This is a genomic window from Coleofasciculus sp. G2-EDA-02, assembly GCF_040226375.1.
Classification (GTDB): domain Bacteria; phylum Cyanobacteriota; class Cyanobacteriia; order Cyanobacteriales; family Coleofasciculaceae; genus Coleofasciculus.
Window position 1 is genome coordinate 20,124 of record NZ_JAVKEW010000083.1, and the last position, 21,857, is coordinate 41,980.

Annotated in this window: 15 protein-coding genes and 3 pseudogenes; 14 read left to right on the forward strand and 4 right to left on the reverse strand. The window is 45.6% G+C overall.

Going from position 1 to position 21,857, the window contains the following annotated elements:
- Positions 1-101 precede the first annotated feature (101 nt).
- From RLO19_RS08685 to pgsA, 4 genes are all read left to right on the forward strand, one after another.
- Complete coding sequence (locus tag RLO19_RS08685) at positions 102-2,504, forward strand: hypothetical protein (protein WP_446355585.1); 2,403 nt, start codon at positions 102-104, stop codon at positions 2,502-2,504.
- A gap of 30 nt (positions 2,505-2,534) precedes the next feature.
- On the forward strand, positions 2,535-4,331 hold the full coding sequence (locus RLO19_RS08690; protein WP_446355587.1) for a hypothetical protein: 1,797 nt from the start codon (positions 2,535-2,537) through the stop codon (positions 4,329-4,331).
- 547 nt (positions 4,332-4,878) lie between these two features.
- Positions 4,879-5,565, forward strand: a complete 687-nt coding sequence (locus RLO19_RS08695) for a sugar transferase (RefSeq protein ID WP_446355589.1) — start codon at positions 4,879-4,881, stop codon at positions 5,563-5,565.
- Positions 5,566-5,837: 272 nt separating this feature from the next.
- Complete coding sequence (gene pgsA / locus RLO19_RS08700) at positions 5,838-6,395, forward strand: CDP-diacylglycerol--glycerol-3-phosphate 3-phosphatidyltransferase (protein WP_446355591.1); 558 nt, start codon at positions 5,838-5,840, stop codon at positions 6,393-6,395.
- Here pgsA and RLO19_RS08705 read toward each other — a convergent pair.
- Positions 6,341-7,276, reverse strand: coding sequence for an NAD-dependent epimerase/dehydratase family protein (locus tag RLO19_RS08705; protein ID WP_446355593.1), 936 nt, complete (start codon positions 7,274-7,276; stop codon positions 6,341-6,343). The two genes, pgsA and RLO19_RS08705, sit on opposite strands and share 55 nt — an antisense overlap.
- Before the next feature lie 226 nt (positions 7,277-7,502).
- Between RLO19_RS08705 and RLO19_RS08710 the strand changes: the two are divergent.
- Positions 7,503-7,802: pseudogene (locus RLO19_RS08710) on the forward strand (RNA-guided endonuclease TnpB family protein); the annotation flags it as partial.
- Positions 7,803-8,012: 210 nt separating this feature from the next.
- Here the strand turns inward: RLO19_RS08710 and RLO19_RS08715 are convergent.
- Positions 8,013-8,465, reverse strand: a pseudogene (locus RLO19_RS08715) (ACT domain-containing protein); the annotation flags it as partial.
- 125 nt (positions 8,466-8,590) lie between these two features.
- On the opposite strand from RLO19_RS08715, the gene RLO19_RS08720 reads away from it, so the two are divergent.
- From RLO19_RS08720 to RLO19_RS08745, 6 genes and pseudogenes are all read left to right on the forward strand, one after another.
- Complete coding sequence (locus RLO19_RS08720; RefSeq protein WP_446355595.1) at positions 8,591-9,340, forward strand: gamma-glutamyl-gamma-aminobutyrate hydrolase family protein; 750 nt, start codon at positions 8,591-8,593, stop codon at positions 9,338-9,340.
- A 159-nt stretch (positions 9,341-9,499) separates the two neighbouring features.
- Complete coding sequence (locus RLO19_RS08725) at positions 9,500-10,843, forward strand: CmpA/NrtA family ABC transporter substrate-binding protein (RefSeq protein ID WP_446355596.1); 1,344 nt, start codon at positions 9,500-9,502, stop codon at positions 10,841-10,843.
- A 127-nt stretch (positions 10,844-10,970) separates the two neighbouring features.
- On the forward strand, positions 10,971-11,123 hold the full coding sequence (locus RLO19_RS08730) for a hypothetical protein (RefSeq protein WP_446355598.1): 153 nt from the start codon (positions 10,971-10,973) through the stop codon (positions 11,121-11,123).
- A gap of 102 nt (positions 11,124-11,225) precedes the next feature.
- On the forward strand, positions 11,226-11,705 hold the full coding sequence (locus tag RLO19_RS08735; RefSeq protein WP_446355600.1) for a hypothetical protein: 480 nt from the start codon (positions 11,226-11,228) through the stop codon (positions 11,703-11,705).
- Between the two features lie 157 nt (positions 11,706-11,862).
- Positions 11,863-12,139: pseudogene (locus RLO19_RS08740) on the forward strand (transposase); the annotation flags it as partial.
- 130 nt (positions 12,140-12,269) lie between these two features.
- Entirely contained in the window at positions 12,270-14,852 is a 2,583-nt protein-coding gene (locus RLO19_RS08745; protein ID WP_446355654.1) for a M1 family aminopeptidase, read from the forward strand.
- Between the two features lie 492 nt (positions 14,853-15,344).
- On the opposite strand, the gene RLO19_RS08750 is transcribed toward RLO19_RS08745, so the two are convergent.
- The gene (locus RLO19_RS08750; RefSeq protein ID WP_446351074.1) at positions 15,345-15,854 is read right to left on the reverse strand and encodes a TerB family tellurite resistance protein; all 510 of its coding nucleotides are present in this window, start codon (positions 15,852-15,854) and stop codon (positions 15,345-15,347) included.
- Positions 15,855-16,044: 190 nt separating this feature from the next.
- Here RLO19_RS08750 and RLO19_RS08755 point away from each other — a divergent pair, with 190 nt between their 5' ends.
- Entirely contained in the window at positions 16,045-17,622 is a 1,578-nt protein-coding gene (locus tag RLO19_RS08755) for a flavin-containing monooxygenase (RefSeq protein ID WP_446355602.1), read from the forward strand.
- A gap of 129 nt (positions 17,623-17,751) precedes the next feature.
- Positions 17,752-18,627: a class I SAM-dependent methyltransferase gene (locus tag RLO19_RS08760; RefSeq protein WP_446351076.1), complete on the forward strand. Its 876-nt coding sequence runs from the start codon at positions 17,752-17,754 to the stop codon at positions 18,625-18,627.
- A gap of 565 nt (positions 18,628-19,192) precedes the next feature.
- On the opposite strand, the gene RLO19_RS08765 is transcribed toward RLO19_RS08760, so the two are convergent.
- Complete coding sequence (locus RLO19_RS08765; protein ID WP_446355604.1) at positions 19,193-19,741, reverse strand: Uma2 family endonuclease; 549 nt, start codon at positions 19,739-19,741, stop codon at positions 19,193-19,195.
- A 296-nt stretch (positions 19,742-20,037) separates the two neighbouring features.
- Here RLO19_RS08765 and RLO19_RS08770 point away from each other — a divergent pair, with 296 nt between their 5' ends.
- Positions 20,038-21,768 carry an ABC1 kinase family protein gene (locus RLO19_RS08770; protein WP_446355605.1) on the forward strand — a complete coding sequence of 577 codons (1,731 nt, stop codon included), beginning with the start codon at positions 20,038-20,040 and terminating at the stop codon, positions 21,766-21,768.
- Positions 21,769-21,857 lie beyond the last annotated feature (89 nt).

A 21,857-nucleotide genomic window follows, 5' to 3' on the forward strand; every position in this document is an offset into this window, starting at 1 on the left:
TGAGGGAGATTTAACAATTTAGATGCCACTCATGATGACTTGAGGGGTCATTGTCCACGACCAAGACATAATAGTTAAGAGAAGCAGGGGGATGTTTCACCGTGACTAAACAGAAGACAATTCAATCGCTGATTGCTGATATTGATAGCCTCCTTGCCAAGTTGGACTCCCGTTTCCCTTGGTCTAAATCCAACGACTTAGCCCGCGATCGCCAAGTTTTGGAACGAGTGCGTAGTTATTTGCTGTCGATGCAGCAAGAAGAAATGGCAATGACGCCAACCCAGCAATCAGCCGTTAGACCGATTATGCAAGCCGTGGCTCAAGAAATGGAGAGTATACGCCAACAGGTGAGTGCACCCTTGCTCTCTGAATTGTCTGACTTGCGTCAACAGCGAGAGTCTTTGACCCAAGAAATTCAGCAACTTGAACTCCAAAAACAGGAATTGCTCAATACTTTGATACCGATGGGGGGGGGACAAGAGCAAGCACTCCCAGCATTTGCTCAGGATTTAATTAACCAGTCAACTGAACGCCTGACGCAACAGTTGGCTCAAATATTACTAAATTTAGAAGCCCAACTGCTCAACGCTTCATCAACATCGGGATCACTAGGACAGCAAGCATCGGCGATGATGTCGCCACAAGAACGTTTGCAGCAACTGCGACAACTCCAAAACGAGAGCGATCGCATGTTGATCAATATAGACGCCAACCAACGGACTCTCTTTGAAGCACTCAATCGTGATTTACAGGGATACCAGCAGTCTTTGTCTCAAGGGATTGACAAAATGCACCGCTTGAGCAATCAAGGAGAGCTGTTATTTACAGCCCTTGTCAATCGCCTCGCTCAGTTATTGGGACGAGAAACCTCAACCTTGGTGCAATCTTCTCTACCCTGGTCAGAGGCGGCGGAATTATCGGAGTCAAGACCCAGTTCAACATCATCACCACCAAAACCCAGCGGTATCTTTGTCGGAGTTGATCCGGTTTCTCAGCCTGAATTCAACGTGACCCTATCTGCCAACGCCTCAACCCCGTCCCCGCAACTGCCGATTCAGCTTTCGTCTAATATCCCCGATCAGCAATCCACCCCAGAACTGGAGACAGAAAATTTAGCCGAAAATTCCCTAGACGCATTGATTGGCTGGGATATGGATACCCCAATCCCAGTAAACTCAACCCTAAATTATTCAGAATTTCCCGATCTAGATTTCTTATTAGACATCGATAGTGAAAAGGAGTCCACAACACCATCATTCCTATCCGTCCCAATCATTCAGGCGGACGCCACGAAACCAGTACAACCACCAAACATTGCCGCTCAAAATGAAGTAGAGAACCGCCACCATGAAATTGATGAGTTGTATAATACCCTATTTGGCACAGACTTTGCTCAAGACACCAATATAAGAGCTTCCGCAAATACCGTCGAGGTGACCGAGGCTAATCCCTCAGTTGCATCAATAACCACAACGGATTGGCAAGAGGATCACTCAACCGATCAGGCTGTAGGCGAGAATGTATCGGTTGAGGTTGCTGATTATCTATTTGACGGAGTTATTGATCCCGCCGAGGAAACGAGTTCACCAGAACCCTCGGTGGAAGGCGTCAATCATGATCTGCTATCTTGGGAAACCTTACTATTTGAAACCCCAAAAACGGACGCCCCGATTGACTCAGAGTTAGTTGCAGCGCCCGAAACCGCAACTCACCCTCACCAGGAAGCACTCAGCGAGTCTCAAGAGGTTAAAACGATTACCGCCCTAACCGATTTACTCGATGAAATGGGGTTAAGTGATTCCTCCCCCGTTACCGAACTCCCATCCATGGCGGCGACTCGTGAGGAAGAATGGTTTCTGGAAAACCCTGGGGAAACTAATTCCCCAGTTACTTCAGTTGATGACTACTATATTCCCGCCTCACCAGACGAAGATTTATTGGTAAGGGAGGAATTTCAGGAGTTTTCTGGTCAAGAGATTCGCTTAGACCAAAGTACCCTCGATCAGCTTAGTGAAGACTTGCACAGCTTTGAAGCGGTAGACCATCTAAATATTGTCCCTCAGCCATCCCCATCGCGCGATCGCATCGTCCCACCCCCAAGCTTCGATTTAGACTCAATCCAGTCGTTGCCTATGTCAGAGGAGTTGTTAGCAGAAGATTGGGAAGAGTTTGCCCTCCACGACCTATCCCAAGAGGATGTTATCTTCCCAGATTGGGAACAGACAACCCCCACTGACCTAGACTCCCGCATACCCGATCCTTTGGTGAGTGACTCTGAGGACACGAATCCACCACAATCTCCAGCGTCGGAGGACGTTGCTGATGATTTGTCTGAGAAACCTATTGACATAGAAGGAGAAAATGTGGTAAAAAAATACGTCTTGGAAGATTCAGTAACTCCTGATCAAAATTCCATGAGTCAACCGCAAGAAACGTCTTTAGAGGATGGCGAACAAGATAGGGATCAGAGTAACAGTGATACTCGTGAAGCAGATAATCTTTAATTTCAAGGGAGGGTCGAGCAATTTAGTTGAATGGCTTCACCATCAAATTCGTTAGTGGATAGGAGTAATCCTCTCTGGTACTTGGGAATTGACTTCGGCACCACAGGTCTATCGGCGGTTGTGTTGAACCAAAAAACAGGTCAGCACTACCCTCTGTATTGGCAAAAGGAATCATCAACCGCCAATCTTCATGGGGGCGATCGCCTGTTTCGTTTACCCACACAAACATATAGTAGTCAGCCATCGGCTCCAAAAACAGCTCCATCAGTCGGTGTTGCTGCTTCGGTGTCTACCTTGGCAAAAGCACTGGGAATACGAGTGTCCATGGTTAAACCCTATTTGCCATTGGCAATTCCTTACTATTGCTCAGAACGTCGTCAGTGGGAACCGATGTTACCTTTACCAGATGGACAGGTTCCTCTATACTGGGTGCGACGATCCTTGCAGGCAATGTTGGCAACTTTAACCCCAGAGACTGTTCGCACCAAGACACCATTGCAGGTAGGGGCAATGGATCTTTCTTCACAGGTACTGGCAGAAGCTTTGGCACAACTCGAAGGTGTTATTGTCAGTTATCCAGCCGATTGGGGCGATACATACCAGATTAACGTCCGGGAAGCGGTATTGGCTGCCAAGTTAGTCAAGGAATCTCAACAAATTGTTTTCTTAGAAGATGCGATCGCGTCCCTGTTAGCCGCTTTTCCTACATCTGAACCCCTGTGTCCCCCCTTAACCCCTCAATCCTCCACTCCTAGACGTGGCTGGACTCTGGTGATCGATATTGGCGCAACCACCACGGAATTGGCATTAGTGGATTTGCCTTACAATCTGAGCCAATTAACCTATGCCGACTTTCAGCTTCAGAGTTGGTCTTATGCAGGTCAGGCTATTGATCAAGATATCATTTGGCAGCTACTCTACCCTCAGATGTCTGAGGCGCAATTAGCACAACTGGCTCTCAGCCAGGATTTAGAACGACCCTTACCCGGTCAACCTGACCCCAAAAGACGCGATCGCGCTTTATTCGAGTTACAGCATTCGGCGTTAGGACAGGCGCTACTGAAAGCGGCTGAATACTTGAAGCTGATTTTGCCACACAAAGCCGAATTTACCCTGGAATTGGGTACGTCTCAATGGACGGTGCAGCAAAAAGACTTCAATACTGCTGTTATCACACCCTTTATTGAACAACTCAACCAACAGGTTAACAAGCTGCTAATTCAAGCAGGACTTTCCCAACAGGCTATCGGACAAGCCATCTGTACAGGCGGAAGCGCTAAGTTAAAAAAGGTTAAGGAGTGGCTCCAGCACAAACTGCCTAACGCTAAACTCATCCCAGACACCGGACTCCCCCAGACGTGGGTAGCCACTGGATTAGCAAAGTTCCCCCTGTATCCCCATGTCTTTAATCGTTTCCAGCAGCAGTATAGTGACTACTTTCTACTACAGGAATTACTTAAGGCGTTCCCCCCGACAGAGAAGGAATCAGCGATTCGGGATTACACTGTGGCAGAGATTAGGCAACGCTTAGAACGTCAAGGACTCAACACAGTCGCCTGTTATGAGCGGTTGCTGGGGTTTTTGGACGGTGAGTTACCGTCAGGGTTGCTCCCAGTGAGCGATCGCCTACAGGGGTTCTGTGCAACTTCTCCTCAAAACTCCTCTTATGGTGATCTAGCTGACGCCAAACTATTTTCAACCGTAGGCGAAGAGCTTTATCGTGCCAATTTCCAGCAACACGAACGTCTGCGTCAGTACCTTAAACTCCTTGTATCGAGTCTGTCTCAAACCTTTGATGAGCCTTTAATCATTAATTGTAATCATTGACATAAATAAAGTCTATCAGTAGGAAAATTTTTTCCAGCCAGAGGATGAATTGTCCCCATCTTCTACACAAATCCTAGTCCTAGAGTGGGTTATGCCCATGGGACTTTGTCTATTCCCACAGTTAGAGAAATTAACTGGTAATTTTTAGTCTGCTGTAGTATCTGTGCGTCTAAATCAGTTGTGAAAGAACAACCCTTACTGGCTAAGTTTTTCAGTCCCATTTATTTTCACAAATCCTTTAGACTGGCTCTAGCTATATAAGATAATTTAAGATAATTTTACCTCTTTAGGTAGATGTCTAAAGTTAACGTCATATAAAATGTATTACAAATTACATTCAGTTTAGAGCACAGATGGTTAAATGACGCAAACTTTGTTCATTCCAATTCATCGTCTTTATAATATCTTCATAAAAGAGGTGTATAATTGTAAAGATTTCATGAAATGCACCAAAAGGACTATATTTTTTTAGGAAAAATCCTAATACTATAGAACATAATAATTAGGCTAAATAACTTACAACTTGTAATACAATTGAACTGACAACATGTTTACTACATCAAACTGTTCCACACCCAGGTCGGGTGATCCTCCCGTTCTCCAAACTTTCCCTCGGTTACGTGTGGCGCATCGGTCGGCGACCTCTCAAATTAAACGGCTTATTGATATTCTAGGAGCCTTGGTTGGCTTGATCATGACAGCCATTCTCGCCATACCCATTGTGATCGCCATCCAAATTGACAATCCAGGTCCTATCTTCTATCGTCAAGTTCGTTGCGGTCTCAAAGGTAAACCCTTTCGCATCTTGAAATTTCGTTCAATGGTTGTAGGCGCTGATCGCATGCAACATTTGGTGCAAAATCAGGCAAAAGGTCATATCTTTAAAAATACAAACGATCCTCGCATCACTCGTGTGGGTCGTTTTTTACGGCGCACCAGCTTGGATGAATTGCCTCAATTTTGGAACGTCCTCAAAGGTGAGATGAGCTTAGTTGGCACTCGTCCGCCCACCCTAAACGAGGTACAAAACTACCAGCCACATCATTGGAAACGATTGAGAACTAAGCCAGGAATGACTGGAGAATGGCAAGTTCATGGTCGCTCTAGTGTTATCGATTTTGAAGATATTGTGTCTATGGATCTGGCTTATCAGCGCAAGTGGTCTGTTGGCTATGACTTTAAGCTCATCGTGAAAACTATCGCTGTAGTCTTGAAGAAGCAAGGAGCGTATTAAGCCAAGGTGGATCTCAATGTAAATTGCTATTACCGAAAAAATTCCCGATCATTTGTCAATCATTGATTATTAAAGAACGTCCAGTAATTAAAGTTTTCTAATCCTAGCTCGATTAAACTAAAAAAAATGTTCATAGTTGCACGAATTGTGCTATAAGCGAAGATAGGGCAACTACAAAAATTCATAATTCATAAGCCTATCCTAGGGGATAGTTACTAATAACTAAGCCAAAAAACTCGCCCTTATTCATAAGTCATATATTCATAAGTCAGATGACACTACCCACATGGATTACATTTTCTCGATTACTCGGGTTGCCCTTTATTCTATACGGACTGCATGATCCCACAGATCAGACGCGCTGGATTTGTTTGGCAATCTTTCTGATTGCTGCAGGTACCGACTGGTTAGATGGCTATCTGGCGCGGAAGCTGGATCAAGTTACGGATTTAGGAAAATTTCTTGATCCCTTGGTTGATAAATTATTAGTCTTAGCCCCCCTTTTAGCGTTGATCGAATTGGGTCAAGTTCCCGCCTGGGGCGTATTTGTGATTTTATTAAGGGAATTAGCGATCGCGGGTTGGCGAGTTAACCCCAATTTGACCCGGGAAATTAGTGGCGCAAATATTTGGGGCAAACTTAAAACAGTAAGTCAAATTACAGCAATTGCCCTATTAATTGCACCACTTCCTCCGGTGTGGGAAATGCCATCCCTTGTCCTATTTTGGCTATCAGTTGTCCTTACCCTAATTTCTGGCGGAATTTACATCTTGCCTCAACTCGCGGCTAATAGTTGGTCATCTAAGGAGAAATCAACCTCCGCTTCGTGACGCTGGGATGCTAAGTAATCGTTTTGGAACGAATCATTAAGCCCCGATATCAAGTCATATTCCGGCTCCCAGTTGAGTTGAGTCTTGGCTTTATGGACATCAGTAAAAAAGTGTTGTGTCCGCAGGGGGAACGCTTTGCGCTTGCCAAAATCAAATTTTTTGGGATTGTAATGTAATAGATCGAAATCGTCGGGGGATTTGCCCCCTGCGACAATACAGGCGTTTGCCAAGCCGTCAAAGGTTACATAGCGATCGCCGGATACATTGTAAACTTGTCCAATGGCTTGCTGGTTTCCTAGTACCAGAGACATGGCACGGGCTAAATCTTTACAATGTCCCAGTTGTGTGATATACAGACCACTATTGGGGATAAGGATGGGGCGATCGCGAACGATACGGTCAAAGAACCAGGCTTCTAAGTCGTTGTAGTTTTGAGGTCCATAGATATAAGTTGGGCGAATCGCAGTAAAGGGAATCCCTTGGGCTTCTAGGTAAGCTTCCGTCTCATGTTTACCTTTGTGGCGACTTTTCGGATCTACGGGATCACCTTCCACATGGGGCATTTGGTCAGATTGTAAATAGACCCCCGCCGAACTCATATAGACAAAATGCTGTACTTTGTCTTTAAATATCTCGACTAGGGGTTGAGTATCACTGAGTTCCCGCCCGTTATTATCAAAGATGGCATCAAAGGCTTGTCCAGACAGCTTTTCCTTGAGTTGGGTAGCGTCTTTGCGATCGCCGTGAATCTGTTGTACCCCTTCGACAGGGGCGGGTTTATTACCTCGGTTGAACAGCACCACCTCATGTCCTTGTTCAACCAAGATTTTGGTTAAGTAGACTCCGATGAAGCGAGTACCACCCATGATTAAAATTCGCATGATTATCCTTTCTGTCTAATCCCGTATGGAAATTTTACCAGGCAAGCGATGGTGAAAGCCCTCGCGATTCATCCGTGGGATGAAACCGAGCGAGTCGTAAAGATAGCGGGATTTATCCCGCAATAATCTCCTCAAGTGATATAATATAACCATAAACAGGGAAGTGATATTCTTGTACGGTTGTCAGCAAGTATTGTTAAACCCAAATAAAGAACTAGCCGCAGTTCTAGAGTTTATTTGCACTGAAGAAAGCTATACCTCTAAAGCAAGTTTCCTCGACAACGACCCTCTACCTGTATTCGGCTCAGGCCCGGAAGGGTGGAAGGCTAGTGGGAAGCGGGTGAAACGCGGGATGTACCGCACCAAAAACGGAGAATTTGTTAACGCCGATGCTAACGGGGCTGCCAACATTCTCCGCAAAGTAGAGATACAGTTAGGTCTTGACCTAGCCAAGGTCTGTAGGGCGTTTTTGACTGCGCCATCCAGGGTTTTTCTCTGGAACTCTAAGAAGACAAAACTTTCATGACGCGGCTTCAGCCCGTCCCGTAGTATCCTCTTAGAATCCCCCGCGTCCCTTCACTTCGTTCGAGGGCAAGTTTAACCGGGGGAGAAGTCAAAGGAAACGGGCAAGAATTAGCTGTCTGAGCCTGTGCATAAATGCTAGTTATGGGCGATCGCTCTGATTTTTTTTACTGGGCTGTCTTGAGATATAATCCTGCATAGAATCTGTCTGATATCGAGTAATGGGAATGTGGTGAAAATCAGCGCCAAACTCTTCGCTAACCCCTTGCAAATCGGGGTGATTGCTAATAATTAAAGGAATGGAAGCCGCAAACTCCTGAGCTTTTTGCCGCCAAAGTAAATCGAACAGACAATGATCTTGCCGACTCACCCAAATCGAAATCCGAGGCAGGCTATCCGAGAAATAAAGCTGCCACTTTGCCTGTAACGGTTGGGCGATTGCCGCAAATGCTGGGTCAATCAACTCCGGTGGTAAGTTAAAATTGTCTAACTGCCATTCAATACGAGTGAGAAACAGCCCTGTGGCAAAGTCAGTATGCTGATCCGCATGAATGATATTGCCGCCGTTAGCATAAATAAAATTGGCAAATTTTGCAACTAATCCCGGTTGATCAGGACAGGAGATTAGTAGTGTAGCCGTTTGAGGTTGATGCTCTCCCTTTGCCATTTTTCTTCCCTTTAGCTGAAATTAATCGCTGAGAATGCAGTGATTCTATCAATTTGTTCAGTAAATATTGTATATGCTGAGCAAGAGAACCCTTATCTACGCTGTGCTGAATGAACCCAAAACCGATGACACCGCCAATCATTGGAATTACCACCTTTAACTACAAGCCAACGGGAAACTTTTATTCACCGGCGGGTTATACTCAGGCAGTCCAGTCGGCTGGAGGGATACCCGTTCTGCTTCCGCCTGTTCAATCTGATCTCGTCGTCTTGCTGAACCGGATTGATGGGTTAATTTTTACAGGTGGGGGTGATGTAGACCCAGAGTTGTATAATGGTTACCCTCATCCTACAATTTATGGTATTGATCCGGAACGCGATCGCGCTGAGCTAGGGCTAGCAAAATTGGCATTGGCGAAACAAAAGCCTATTTTGGGGATTTGTCGCGGCTTAGAAGTGCTGATGGTGGCTAGTGGTGGTGATTTAGTCCCCCATCTGCCAGAGGAATTTGGGGAAGATATACTCCATCGAGAGGACATGCTTAAACCAAGTCAGCATAGGGTGCAGATTTATCCTGATAGCCGACTATCTCGAATCATGGGAGAGGAAGAACTTACTGTTGTCTCTTGGCACCATCAAGGCGTGCGTACCATACCTCCCGGTTGGCAGATTGTCGCCAAAGCCACAGATGGCTTAATTGAAGCATTAGAACATGAACAGCATCCCTTTGCGATCGCGCTGCAATGGCATCCGGAACTTTCCCCTTCCGACTCCAGACACCTTTCGATTTTCCAGGCGTTGATTCAAGCCGCAAGTCAAAATGAATTGAACCCTAATGGCTTTCATTTGCAGACGACTGGCTGGGGGTGTGGATAGGATGCAATACTGCTTGGATAAGCCCGTCTTCTCTCCCCCTGCTCCCAGACGCGCCATGGCGCGTCTCTACATTGCTCCCCCTGCTTCCCCATCTCCTTGTCCCCCTAAACGCGGTAGATTCAAGTCAGCATCTATAATTCATTGGGTGAGGAAAAAAACATGAAGCGCCGCCATTTTCTCAAATACACCAGTCTGGCAAGTACAGGGTTAGCCTTTGCCGCTTGTAACTCGGTGAATCTGTCTACCTCCGGCAGGAATAACTCTTCTGAGTCTTCATCCGCCTCAACGCTTGACTTTGGCAAACTCGAAAAAACTTACCTAAACCTAGGTATTATTCCCATTACCGAAAGTGCGCCCCTGGTTATCGCCCAAGAATTAGGCTTTTTTGCTCGCTATGGGCTTAACGTTAGCCTGAGTAAGCAAGAGAATTGGAATCAAATTCAGGATGGTTTACTCGACTACCAGTTAGATGCAGCTCAAGCCTTATATGGAATGCCAATGATGGCACAATTGGGATCAGAAGCCGCTCCCATGGTTGCCCTGATGGTACTCAATCTCCATGGCAGCAGTATTACCCTGTCCCCCAAAGCCTGGGATGCTGGAATTCGACCGGCGATTGAATATTTCACCTTTCAGGAGTTTGCCGATTCCTATCGCCAATACGTTCGCAAATTCGAGGAACCGCCTATCTTTGCTACTGAGTCGAATGCTTCGATGGATTATTACATTAGCCGCTATTGGTTAGCCGCCATGGGAATTAATCCGGAAAGTGAGGTTGAATTTATGGAGATTCCCCCCTCACAAATGATCTATAAAATTCAAGCGGGGGTGATGGATGCTTACAGCAGTAGTGAACCGTGGAACCAACAGACGGTTTTGCAGGGAAATGGATTTACCGCAAATGTCTCTCAGAATATTTGGACGGGACATCCGGGAAATGTGCTAGCTACGATGCAAGGCTGGGTGGATGAACATCCCGCAACCGCTAGGGCTTTAGTGGCGGCGATTATAGAAGCCTGTGAGTTTTGTGAGCAAGCCAAAAATCGCCGCGAAGTTGCCCAAATTCTTGCCCAAAGCAGGTATCTGAACACGGATCAGGAATATATAGAACCGGCTTTATTGGGTAACTATGATTATGGTGGCTTTGATAACCAGGAACGGCTGGAAACTATTCCTAATTTTTATCACTTTTATGGTGACAATAGCGATGATCCAGAGAAGCCGAATCCAGTTAACTATCCCTGGCGTTCTCATGGGATTTGGTTACTCACTCAGATGATTCGTTGGGGTAAAATTGAACAACAAGATTATCCGAAGGATGCTGATGAAATCCTAGATGAAATTTATCCGTTAGAAATTTATACAGATGTGGCGGAGGCATTAAAGATTGAGCTACCCAGTGATCCGATGAAAGTGGAACCTGCCACTGTTTTTATTGATCAACGCCAATTTGATCCGAGTGATCCAATTGCTTATTTGAATAATTTTGAGATTCAGGTATAAGTGGGCAAGATATTTACGGGGTGATCGGTACTGGGGTAGCTGACTTTTTACGAAAAGTCGAGAACCCTGCGTCGGGGCGGGTTTAGTCACATCCCTTGTGCCAACGAAAAGATAGTAGAGACGTTGCATGGAACGTCTCTACAACTCACGTTGCACCACATACGGTGAAAAGCAAGCTTTGGTAGAGATGTTCCTGCCCAAAAAAGACTACACAAAAACAAGTGCCGCCTTGTCCATTTCTCAAGAGAGAAAGTCCAATAAAAAAACTAATGGATTGTAGCTTAGTAGTAAGCGGATATTGTGTTAATCTTATTACGGTGTGGGTGGTAAGGCACAAAGTCCCCCACCAGCCGGTAAAATCTTGATCAGGAGTAATCGAATTATGTCTACCCGAAAAGAAGGTGTTCATTGGCTTTTTAATAAAAAATGTGGTTTCAACGATATTCCGAAACTTCCTGCCTTCGATAGTTATATGAAAGCGTTATTGATTTGTGCGAATGGCGATAATGAGTTAACCCAGGCGGAAAGAGATTGGGTTGTTGGTCACGCATCAGCCTTTAACGCCCCTGATGAAGTAATTGAGGAACTCAAAACTTACAAGGCTGATGAAGACATTGATTCGGTTATTTCTCGAGACGTCGCAGCAAATGCTTGTCGCCGCTATCTTGTCTATGACGCGATCGAGACTTGCTCGGCGGATGGTGAATACAGTAGCGGAGAGCGAGAAACCGTTACCAAAATGGCAGCTCAACTTGGTATTGATGCAGAAATCGTGAAGCAGATTGAAGAGATTTATACTCAAGAGGCTAAACTTCGGGAAAAGCGATTAGCGCTGCTATTCCCGACAGGTACTCCCCTATAGATAGTACCAGGGTAAGCTCTTCTAATTGGGTATAAATTGTACTTGACAAAAATTATGCTTATTGTATGGAAAGAGGAAGGGGGGAAAGCGATCGCACCCCTGAAGAGGTCAGCTAAAACCATTGTCTGGTGGTCATTATGGAGGAAGAGGAAGGCGCTCTATTCGCCAACACTGGGCTATTGAAAACCAAGTCCATTGGACTTTAGATGTCATTTTTCGTGAAGATCAATGTCGCATTCGTTCTTTTCCTAGCCCTCGCAACTTGGCTCTTTTAAGGCGATTGGCACTTAATGCTCTTAACCGTGAGACATCCTTCAAACGTAGTCTCAGGCAAAAAAAGTTTCCATGCGGCGATGAATAATGACTACATGATTACTGTTCTCAACTCATGCAAGTCAAGCTTGATTGAGATGCTCTTACCCTGTTTTGCGTAGTGATTGTTTAAGGTTAAGAGACTTCTAAGTCAAAAAGCTGGATTCGCATTGACTGGGAGTCGGGGAGACAAGCTAACCTGGAAGGAAGAGATACCTGTAGTTGTTCTGTTAACGTTTGACAAATTCACACATGGCACAGTCTTATTTTGATTCTGATCAAAACGGTCACAAGTCCTTTGAATTACCCGGTGCTAGACCCCACTACAACCCCGATCGCCCGGGACAAGTTAATCATATTTTCCTGGATTTGGTCTTGGATATCCCCAAGCAGCGCTTAGAAGGGACTTGTACCATTACCCTAACGCCAGTGCGGAATGATATCCATCAGTTTGTCCTGGATGCGGTGAACCTGACGATTGAATCGGTGCAGATTGATGGTGAATCCCAACCCTTTGACTGTGACGGGGAACAACTACAGATCCAGCTTCACAACCCAACTGAGGCGGGGAAAGAGGTAAAAATCGCGATCGCGTACCATGTCGAACATCCGCAACGGGGTATCTATTTCATTACTCCCAGCCAAGATTACCCCAACAAACCCACTCAGGTGTGGACACAGGGAGAAGATGAAGACTCTCGCTTCTGGTTCCCCTGTTTCGATTATCCGGGTCAATTAGCCAGTTCTGAACTGCGTGTCACGGTTCCTAAACCCCTGATTGCGATATCTAACGGGGAACTGATTGGAACTCAACAACAGAGCGATCGCACAACCTATCACTGGTTACAGAACCATGTTCATCCTACCTATTTGATGACCCTGGCGGTAGGTGACTTTGCCGAAATTCGCGATGAATGGCAAGGAAAACCTGTTACCTATTATGTAGAAAAAGGGCGCGAAGACGATGGGCGGCGCAGTATGGGGAAAACTCCCCAGATGATGGAATTCTTTAGTCATGTCTTTGGCTATCCCTATCCTTATCCTAAATACGCCCAAGTCTGTGTTGATGACTTTATCTTTGGGGGGATGGAAAACACCTCTACCACCCTACTTACCGATCGCTGCTTACTGGATGAACGGGCGGCGCTTGATGGGATGCGTACCGAAAGCTTAGTCGCCCACGAATTGGCACATCAATGGTTTGGTGATTTGGTGGTGATCAAGCATTGGTCCCATGCTTGGATTAAGGAAGGAATGGCGTCCTACACGGAAGTTTTGTGGACCCAGCAGGAGTATGGTAAGGATGATGGGGCGTATTACCTACTTAATGAAGCCCGCAGCTACATAAATGAAGATACCTCCCGCTATCGCCGCCCCATTGTTACCCACATCTACCGAGAAGCGATTGAATTGTATGACCGCCACCTTTATGAAAAAGGGGCTTGTGTCTATCACATGATTCGGGCGGAATTGGGGGATGAGTTATTCTGGAAGACGATTCAAACCTTTGTTCAAGATAATGCTCATAATACAGTAGAAACCGTTGACCTATTACGGGCAATTGAAAAAGCCACGGGTCGAAATCTCCTCTTTTTGTTCGATCAATATGTCTTCCGAGGTGGTCATCCAGACTATAAAGTTAGCTACACCTGGGACGCCGACAGCCAGTTGGCGAAAGTGACAGTTAGTCAAACCCATGCAAAAGAGAGTCAAAATGGTAGTAAAAATGAGCTATTTGACCTAAAAATTCCCATCGCCTTTGGCTACAAAGACGCTGATTCCCCACTGAAAACATTTAAGGTTCGCATCCATGAACGGGAACAGAGTTTCTATTTTCCCTTGGAGAAAAAGCCCCAGTTTATTAGTTTTGATGCAGGGAATAATTACTTAAAAACGGTGACGCTGGAGTATCCTTTAGCTGAACTGAAAGCCCAGCTAAAGCATGACCCTGACCCCGTTTCCCGGATTTACGCCGCCCAAGCGTTAGTGAAGAAGGGGGGGTTAGAAGTGGTTCAGGCGTTAGCCCAAGCCATGACTGATGATCCGTTCTGGGGTGTACGAGTCGAAGTCGCTAAACAATTGGCAAAGGTCAAACTGGATCAAGCCTCTGTTGCTTTAGTCGCTGGATTGCAGGATAAAGATGCGCGGGTGCGGCGATCGGTGGTTGAAGCCTTGAGTCAGGTGAAAACGGTAGAAAGCTATGAAGCATTAAAGCATCTACTAGAGGTGGGGGATGCTAGTTATTATGTGGAAGCGTCTGCGGCGAAGGTGCTAGGTAAACTGGCGTCTGGGAGTATGAAAGATAAAGCAGATGAAGTGCTGCAACTTTTGACAAAGATCCTTAATGAACGCGCAGGTTGGAATGAAGTTGTGCGATCGGGTGCGATCGCGGGATTGAGTCAGATGAAGTCTTCACCCCAGGCGTTAGATGTGATTATGGAGTACACTAAGCTGGGTGTTCCTCAACCCTTGCGATTGGCGTCAATTCGGGCTTTAGGTACGATTTCCACGGGTCAAACGCCGAATAAGCTAGAGGAGATAGTGGAGGCGTTAGAGGAGTTATCTGGGGAATCGTTCTTCCTGACTCAAGTGGCGGTTGTTTCCGCCTTAGCCCAAATGGAGACTGTCAAAGCGATTGGCGTGCTGCGATCGCTGTGTGATCAAACACCGGATGGGCGTGTGCGTCGGCGGGCGGAAGAGGCGATGCAAACGGTGCAGAAGCAGGTGGGTTCAGACAAAGCGATTAAACAGCTTCGTGAAGAATTGGATCAGATTAAGCAAGAGAATCAGGAACTTAAAAGTCGCCTAGAAAGCCTGGAAGCGAAATCGTCTTGATTTGTCGTTAACGGTAGGGGCGCATAGACGTGCGCCCTCTCATCTTGTCGTCATTGTTTGGGAGTTAGGGGTGAATTCGATGATTTTATCGGGAAACGCAGAGGTTCGCAGAGGGTAGCGCAGAGGGTCGCAGAGGGGTTATTTTAGCGTTTGGGGTGGGGTGCGATCGCGTTTGTTTTTTGAATGCTGAAAATCTTCTTCAGGAGACGATAACTGGGATGGGTTTATCAAAGCGCGTTGGCGGAGCCTGTTCCGAAGAGAATGTATCGCATTCACATTTTTGACTGGTTCTGATACTTTAACTGATGCCTAAACCTTGTCCTTGCTTAGGACAATGAGCGCTATTCAGGTGTTTATCATTTGCCCTTAGTGAAGGGCGGGCGACCCAAGTAAATTGAGTGTGCCAGCGGGTCGCCCCTACAGGATAATTAAAAATAATACAATTATCCCTTTCTTTGCTAGAAACGTTACATCCAACGTCTGTACAAACCTCTAGTCATGCACGGGACTGCCATCAGGGAACAATAACTGAATACGTTGTTGTTTCAGACGTTCTTCTTCGGCACACAGTTTTTCAATTTCTTCTACTACGTCTTCAGCAATCCCTAGAGCCGCAGCCGCTTGACGGACAACCTTTTTTTCTTTGTCGTGATAAACGCCATCAGCTGCAGAAACTTTAATCGTAAAGTAGATTACAGCTTGGCGAGATTTATTGGTTGTCTGAGTTTGAGAAAGTACCTCTACTATATCTTCATTTGCCGGATAGGTTTCTAATTCTTGCAGTAGCTCTTCTCGGTATCCACAAGCCGCCGCCCGACCCAGCGCCCACTGTCTTTCTTCATTCGTCAGTGTCCCGTCGCCATTAGCGGCAATGAGTTGAGCCTTGAGAAAAGTGGCATGTACTTCTACTGGAGGAATCTCTTCAGGCTGCCAACCCCAGACATCCTGGTAGTACCAATTCACTGTCCGTTGACGAGCGGCATCAATTTGGTTTGTCGTCATAGTTTCTTTTTTCCTTTCAACGCTAAACTATCGATTTTAACTTTCTCTCAATATCCTCCCAGACAATCACGCTTTTTTTTTATTTAAAAAAATTATTAGTAAAAATTATTTAATAAGTTTTTTCTATACAAAAAAACTGGATAGAAATTCTAATATAAGGTATGTTGTATATTTAATTCCTAAAAATTATATGTTAGATTGCATTGTGATTGGAGCCGGACCCGGAGGTCTAGTGACAACCAAGGAATTACTCGAACAAGGGGTGCGCGACGTTGTCTGTTTAGAGCAAGCCGAGGATGTAGGCGGCGTTTTTGCGAAAACCTACGACAGTTTAGTTCTAACCTCGTCTTGCACCTATAGTATGTTTTCCGACTTCTGGATTGGTGATGGAAAACAGCACGAATTCTGGACAAAGAATGAAGCGGTTGACTATTGGAAACGATATGCCAAACAGTTTGGTGTGTTAGAGAAAATTCGGTTCAACGCCAAAGTTGTAGCCCTGGCGGAGCAGGAAGAAAACCAAGGATGGCACGTTCAATTGGCATCTGGAGAGACTTTAGTTTCAAAACGAGTGGCATTGGCGATTGGTAACAATAGTATCCCGAATTATCCAAAATGGAAAGAATTCTTAACGGAGGTAGAATTTTCCCATTCCCAAGACTATCATAATGCTGAGGGCTTTGCGGGCAAAAATATATTAGTCGTTGGCGGCGGTGAATCCGGTTCAGATGTAGCCTTAGAACTATCTCGTGTCGCCCAGAATTGCTGGGTTAGTCTACGCCATTCAACCGGGTTTGTTGTACCTCGCCATAGAAATAATCGCGCCAACGACATCGCTAGCAATCGGGGCATATACGGCTTACCCAGAGACTATGGACATACCTTGAGTAAAATTATCCTGCGACAGTGGTTAAGTTACAACAATCCCGTTGATCAAACTGCCGTTACCCTGAATCAGAAAGTTAAGTGCAGAAACGGAGTGTGGGGAACATACGGAACTAAAACATTCGCCTTACCCAAGGCAATTGTGGAGCATGGGTGTGATGTCGTTGGTGAAATAACCACGGTAAAAGATGGTGGCAGAACCTTGCTCACGGCTGATGGGAAAACTCTGCAAAATTTAGATGCGGTAGTATTTTCTACGGGCTACAAAAACTATGTACCTTTCCTTCCCGATGAACTGAAGCAAACTGACCCCCGGAGCCTTTACAAACATATATTTCATCCCCAGTATCGAGACAAAATCGCTTGGATTGGCTGGGCACGTCCGGGGTTCGGAAGTCAGTTTCCGATTATGGAAATGCAAGCCAGATTGTTTGCTTTGATTTGTACTGGGGAAAAAACGCTTCCGGCGGCGGAAATGGAGCAAATAGCATCGATAGATCGAGAGAACTATTTAAACCAGTTTGAACATAATGCCCTTCGCATCCGCAGCTTAGTTGATTATCATAGTTACATGGATGATCTGGCTGATATAATCGGTTGCAAACCTCCATTGTGGAACTACTTTTTCTTACAGCCTCGCCTCTGGCTGCGTATTGTTTATGGTGCTACCAATGCAACGCAATTTCGTTTACGAGGTCCCGGTGATAAGAAAGCGTTGGCTCAAGAAATAATTGCCAAGTTACCCGTCGGTTCCTTCAATTACTTTTTCCTTGCTGGTCTCAAAGGTCGCGTGATGTATGGGTTCAATGCTATCGTTAAAGGGGGAACCCAATTCTGGCAAAAAATCAGAATTGGACAAGGGAAAGCCAATGCATTGCGATAAGGAGTGGAAAGGATCTGTTTGTTTCAAGCCGCTTCATCCCTATGCCTATAGTCTAGCCAGGACAAATGTGTTTTCTTGCCTATGCCGAACCCAGGTTAATATATTTACTCCTATTACAGGAGTTTGTAGATGTCTGTTTTTGTTACTGATAATTACCCAATGATGGTCAACTTTGCGGAAGGAGATATTGCAAAATTGATGCGTAAAGGTCATCCTCAAATTGCTGAAGGTGACACCTACATCATGAGACTGGTTAAACAACATTGCCAACGCCTAGAACCACCCGTTCGTCTGCTTGATGTTGGCTGTGGTACTGGCTATTTTGCGTCAAGGTTGCTCAAGCAGTTCTCGGAAATCGAACTGATCGCGGCAGAAGCAGAACCTGATATTGTGGTTAAATTAGAACGTCGTCTCGCTAACACTAATGCTAAAGTATTCAACTGTCCCTTTGAAGAGTGGAACGAACCCGTAGATATAATCCTCTCTTGGGGCGCTCACCACCATTTGCCGTCAAACTATTTAATTCACGCCAAGCAGGTGCTAAAAAAAGATGGCGTTTTCATTGTCGGGGATGAATTTTGCCCAGATTACTGCGATGAAACTGATGCAGTACGGATTGCTAACGCTGAACTTATCTACATCGCGAATGGGTATATTTTGACAACGGCGGCTGAGGTAGAAAATTATAAACGTTCAGGGGAGATTCCGCCTGTGGCATTGGAATTTGAACGGCGTCGGCAACAGGCACTCTGGATTTGGTATAGGTATGTTGTTGACTACGCCATGGAAAGGAATTGTATTGAAGTCGCAATCGACGAACTCCGAGCAACGTATAATGACCTAATGACGGGTTCTGGCGATGAACACAAAATGTCCCCACGGATTGCTGAACAAGAATTCAAACTTGGCGGTTGGCGGCAACTCTCCAAAAAGTCTTTGGGTTCTGCTAATGCACCGGAATTCCAAAGCTTTGTTGTCTATGAGCTAGAGCATCAGTGGGCGTAACCCCGGTTCGCGATCGCAACCAGTCAAAAGCCGACTCACTTAGCTAGTGATTGATCAATTGCTGTAATACATAAGGGGTTTTATATCCAGAAACTGTAGGGGAAAAAGATGTGCGCCCTCCGAATAATGCTGCATCAGGATAATTGAACCCTGAACATCACCTGAACTGGAGGATAACTCGAATGGGTTTATCTTGGCGCGTTGGCGGAGCCTGTTCCGAAGAGAATGTATCGCATTCACATTTTTGACTGGTTCTGATGCTCGCTTCTGATTGAGATACATTGTTCAAGGCTAGGACAATGAGCGCTATTCAGGTGTTTATTATTTTCCCTGGCGTCTTGGGCGACCCGAGGCAATTTAGTGGACTCCGTTGTTGATTTGTACCAGCGGGTCGCCCCTACAGGAGCATTAAACGGAATTCAATTATCCTTGCTAATACTATTGCTTGGTCTTGTATCTGTCTCCAAATCGACCCTATAGGCTGGCACATTTTCCCATTATGAAGTAAGTCTCCCACAAAACCATGGCATTTGTCAACACTGAAATAGAAAATATTTGAGTCATTCTAGGCTAATAGTTCATCAACGGTTATACTGAAACCGGGTAAAACAGTTTGTGTACTCACCACTTCCCCAGAAGTAAACACCAATCTCTGGTTGTGAGTGGCGATAATAATCCAACGGCTTTCTGGAAAGACTAACCAAACTTCCTTACCACCCGATTGTAAGTATTCTTGGGCTTTGATAATCACATCTTCAGCTAAATCAGTGGGGGAAACGATTTCTGCACTCAGGGGAAAACTTTGGGGGAGGACTTTCGCATCACCATATTGGGTAACGAGTTCTGGGGGAAGATAGGCGACATCGGGACAACGCCCTTGTTTATTGGTGCGACAAGGTGCTTCTGTATAGATTTCTCCACCTAGTTCACTGGAGTCTTTATGGGTTCTCCAGTAAGAGGAAAGTTTGGATTGAATTCGACTATGTTTGAGTGTCATGCCATTTTTTTGGATTAATTCTCCATTGACCCATTCTGTACTATTTGGGGGATTTTCAATCCAGTCGTCTAGGGAGATGGGTTGGGTGTGAGTTGCGGGAATTGTTGAGATGATCATTGTTTGAGAGTTAGGGGTGAATTCGGTAATGTTTATAGGGTAACGCAGAGGACGCAGAGGGTAGCGCAGAGGGGCGCAGAGGGGAAATTGCTTGCGTTTTGGCTGGGGTGCGATCGCGTTGGCTTATTTTTGAGGGTTTCAGCCTACTTGCTTTCCGCCAGCCTATCGAGTCTCCCCACTCCCTCTCAGCGCTGTTGTGGTCTGGACTAAGTAGGATCACTTAGAATATACTTAACAAAACGATAAAAAAATAAATAAACTTTTCTAGTTCGTTACGTGAGAGGCTATAAGTCGCTGTGAGTCAGCAATACATTGAAGTTGATTATCTTGAAGCCGAGCAGATTCAACCCCGACGGCGCTATGATCCCGACGCGATCGCAGCTAAATACCGCTATCGCCCTTGGGTGGTTCTCTGGCGGGCGTTAAGGATTATCTGGAACTTTGTGCAGTTTATTCTTGGTCTCAAGTGGGACGAGTGGCGTAACCAAGTTGAGCGGAATCGGTTTAAACGCGCTACTCAACTGCGACAGATCCTGACTCGCCTCGGCCCGACATTCATTAAAGTGGGACAAGCTTTATCCACGCGCCCGGATTTAGTTCGCAAAGATTTCTTAGAAGAACTGATTAAGCTACAAGACCAACTCCCGCCCTTTGATAATGAAACCGCCTTCGCGATTATCGAGTCAGAGTTAGAGCGTCCGGTGAGTGAAGTCTATCGCCAAATTTCTCCAGATCCAATCGCTGCGGCAAGTCTCGGTCAAGTTTATCATGCTTATCTGCATACCGGGGAAGAGGTAGCCGTTAAAGTTCAGCGTCCTAACCTACTCAAGTTACTCACGCTGGATCTCTATTTAATGCGGAAGTCAGCCGGTTGGTTATCCCGATGGCTCCCCCTAAATTTGGGTCATGATTTGACGTTAATTGTCGATGAATTTGGCATTAAGTTGTTTGAAGAAATTGATTATATCAACGAAGGTCGCCATGCAGAACTCTTTGCCAGTAACTTCCGCGATGATCCCAGTGTCAAAGTGCCGACCATTTATTGGACGTACAGTAACCACCGGGTTTTAACCTTAGAGTGGATTAATGGGTGTAAGCTAACTGATACGAAAAGTCTTTGCACAGCAGGACTTGATGCTGACCAAATTATTCAAACTGGTGTCATAGCGGGTTTGCGCCAACTCTTAGAACACGGCTTTTTCCACGCTGATCCCCATCCCGGTAACTTGTTTGCTATGCCCGATGGTCGCATGGCTTACATTGACTTTGGCATGATGGATCAGTTGGAGGAAGAAACGAAAGAAACTATCGTAAGTGCGGTTATTGATTTAATCAATAAGGATTATGTTGAGTTAGCGAAAAAGTTTGTCATACTGGGCTTTTTAACCCCAGATACAGATATCACACCGATTATTCCCGCCATAGAACGAGTGCTGGGAGACGCAGTGGGTCAAAGTGTACGGGACTTCAATTTTAAAACAATTACGGATAGTTTTTCGGAGTTAATGTTTGACTATCCGTTCCGAGTTCCAGCCAAGTTTGCCCTGATTATTCGGTCGTTGGTTACTCAGGAAGGGTTGGCGTTAACCCTGAATCCAGATTTCAAAATCGTTGAGGTGTCTTATCCTTACATCGCCAAACGTCTACTCAAGGGTGAATCGCCAGCAATGCGGCGGCGGTTGATTGAGGTGTTGTTTAAGGATGGTAGATTCCAATGGCAACGGTTGGAGAATATGATTGCGATCGCGCGATCTGATGATAACTTTGATTTGCTACCCACAGCGCAACTGGGATTACAATATCTGCTATCTGAAGAAGGGCAGTTTCTGCGGCGTCAGGTACTATTGGCGTTAACCGAAGATGACCGATTGCACACTGAAGAGGTGCAACGCCTCTGGAATTTGGTCAAAGATGACTTGAAACCGGGACGGTTATTTAATGTGGCGTTAAGTTCTCTGGGTACTATTTCCACAGAGAGAATTGCCGCGATTCTACCCCTGGCGGCGATGATTGGGGAAAATAATTAAGCATTTGATCATTGAGTGGTAGAGACGTTCCGGCGGAACGTCTCTACCACTGTTTGGAAAGTCCTAAGCTATTTGTCTACTGCTATATC

What these genes read in the sequence shown, in the direction of transcription:
- RLO19_RS08730 (WP_446355598.1), top strand. Translation starts at nt 10,971, where the DNA reads ATGGAACGTCTCTACAACTCACGTTGCACCACATACGGTGAAAAGCAA.
- pgsA (WP_446355591.1), top strand. Translation starts at nt 5,838, where the DNA reads ATGACACTACCCACATGGATTACATTTTCTCGATTACTCGGGTTGCCC.
- RLO19_RS08720 (WP_446355595.1), top strand. Translation starts at nt 8,591, where the DNA reads ATGACACCGCCAATCATTGGAATTACCACCTTTAACTACAAGCCAACG.
- RLO19_RS08695 (WP_446355589.1), top strand. Translation starts at nt 4,879, where the DNA reads ATGTTTACTACATCAAACTGTTCCACACCCAGGTCGGGTGATCCTCCC.
- RLO19_RS08735 (WP_446355600.1), top strand. Translation starts at nt 11,226, where the DNA reads ATGTCTACCCGAAAAGAAGGTGTTCATTGGCTTTTTAATAAAAAATGT.
- RLO19_RS08705 (WP_446355593.1), bottom strand. Translation starts at nt 7,276, where the DNA reads ATGCGAATTTTAATCATGGGTGGTACTCGCTTCATCGGAGTCTACTTA.
- RLO19_RS08760 (WP_446351076.1), top strand. Translation starts at nt 17,752, where the DNA reads ATGTCTGTTTTTGTTACTGATAATTACCCAATGATGGTCAACTTTGCG.
- RLO19_RS08725 (WP_446355596.1), top strand. Translation starts at nt 9,500, where the DNA reads ATGAAGCGCCGCCATTTTCTCAAATACACCAGTCTGGCAAGTACAGGG.
- RLO19_RS08755 (WP_446355602.1), top strand. Translation starts at nt 16,045, where the DNA reads ATGTTAGATTGCATTGTGATTGGAGCCGGACCCGGAGGTCTAGTGACA.
- RLO19_RS08750 (WP_446351074.1), bottom strand. Translation starts at nt 15,854, where the DNA reads ATGACGACAAACCAAATTGATGCCGCTCGTCAACGGACAGTGAATTGG.
- RLO19_RS08765 (WP_446355604.1), bottom strand. Translation starts at nt 19,741, where the DNA reads ATGATCATCTCAACAATTCCCGCAACTCACACCCAACCCATCTCCCTA.
- RLO19_RS08690 (WP_446355587.1), top strand. Translation starts at nt 2,535, where the DNA reads ATGGCTTCACCATCAAATTCGTTAGTGGATAGGAGTAATCCTCTCTGG.
- RLO19_RS08745 (WP_446355654.1), top strand. Translation starts at nt 12,270, where the DNA reads ATGGCACAGTCTTATTTTGATTCTGATCAAAACGGTCACAAGTCCTTT.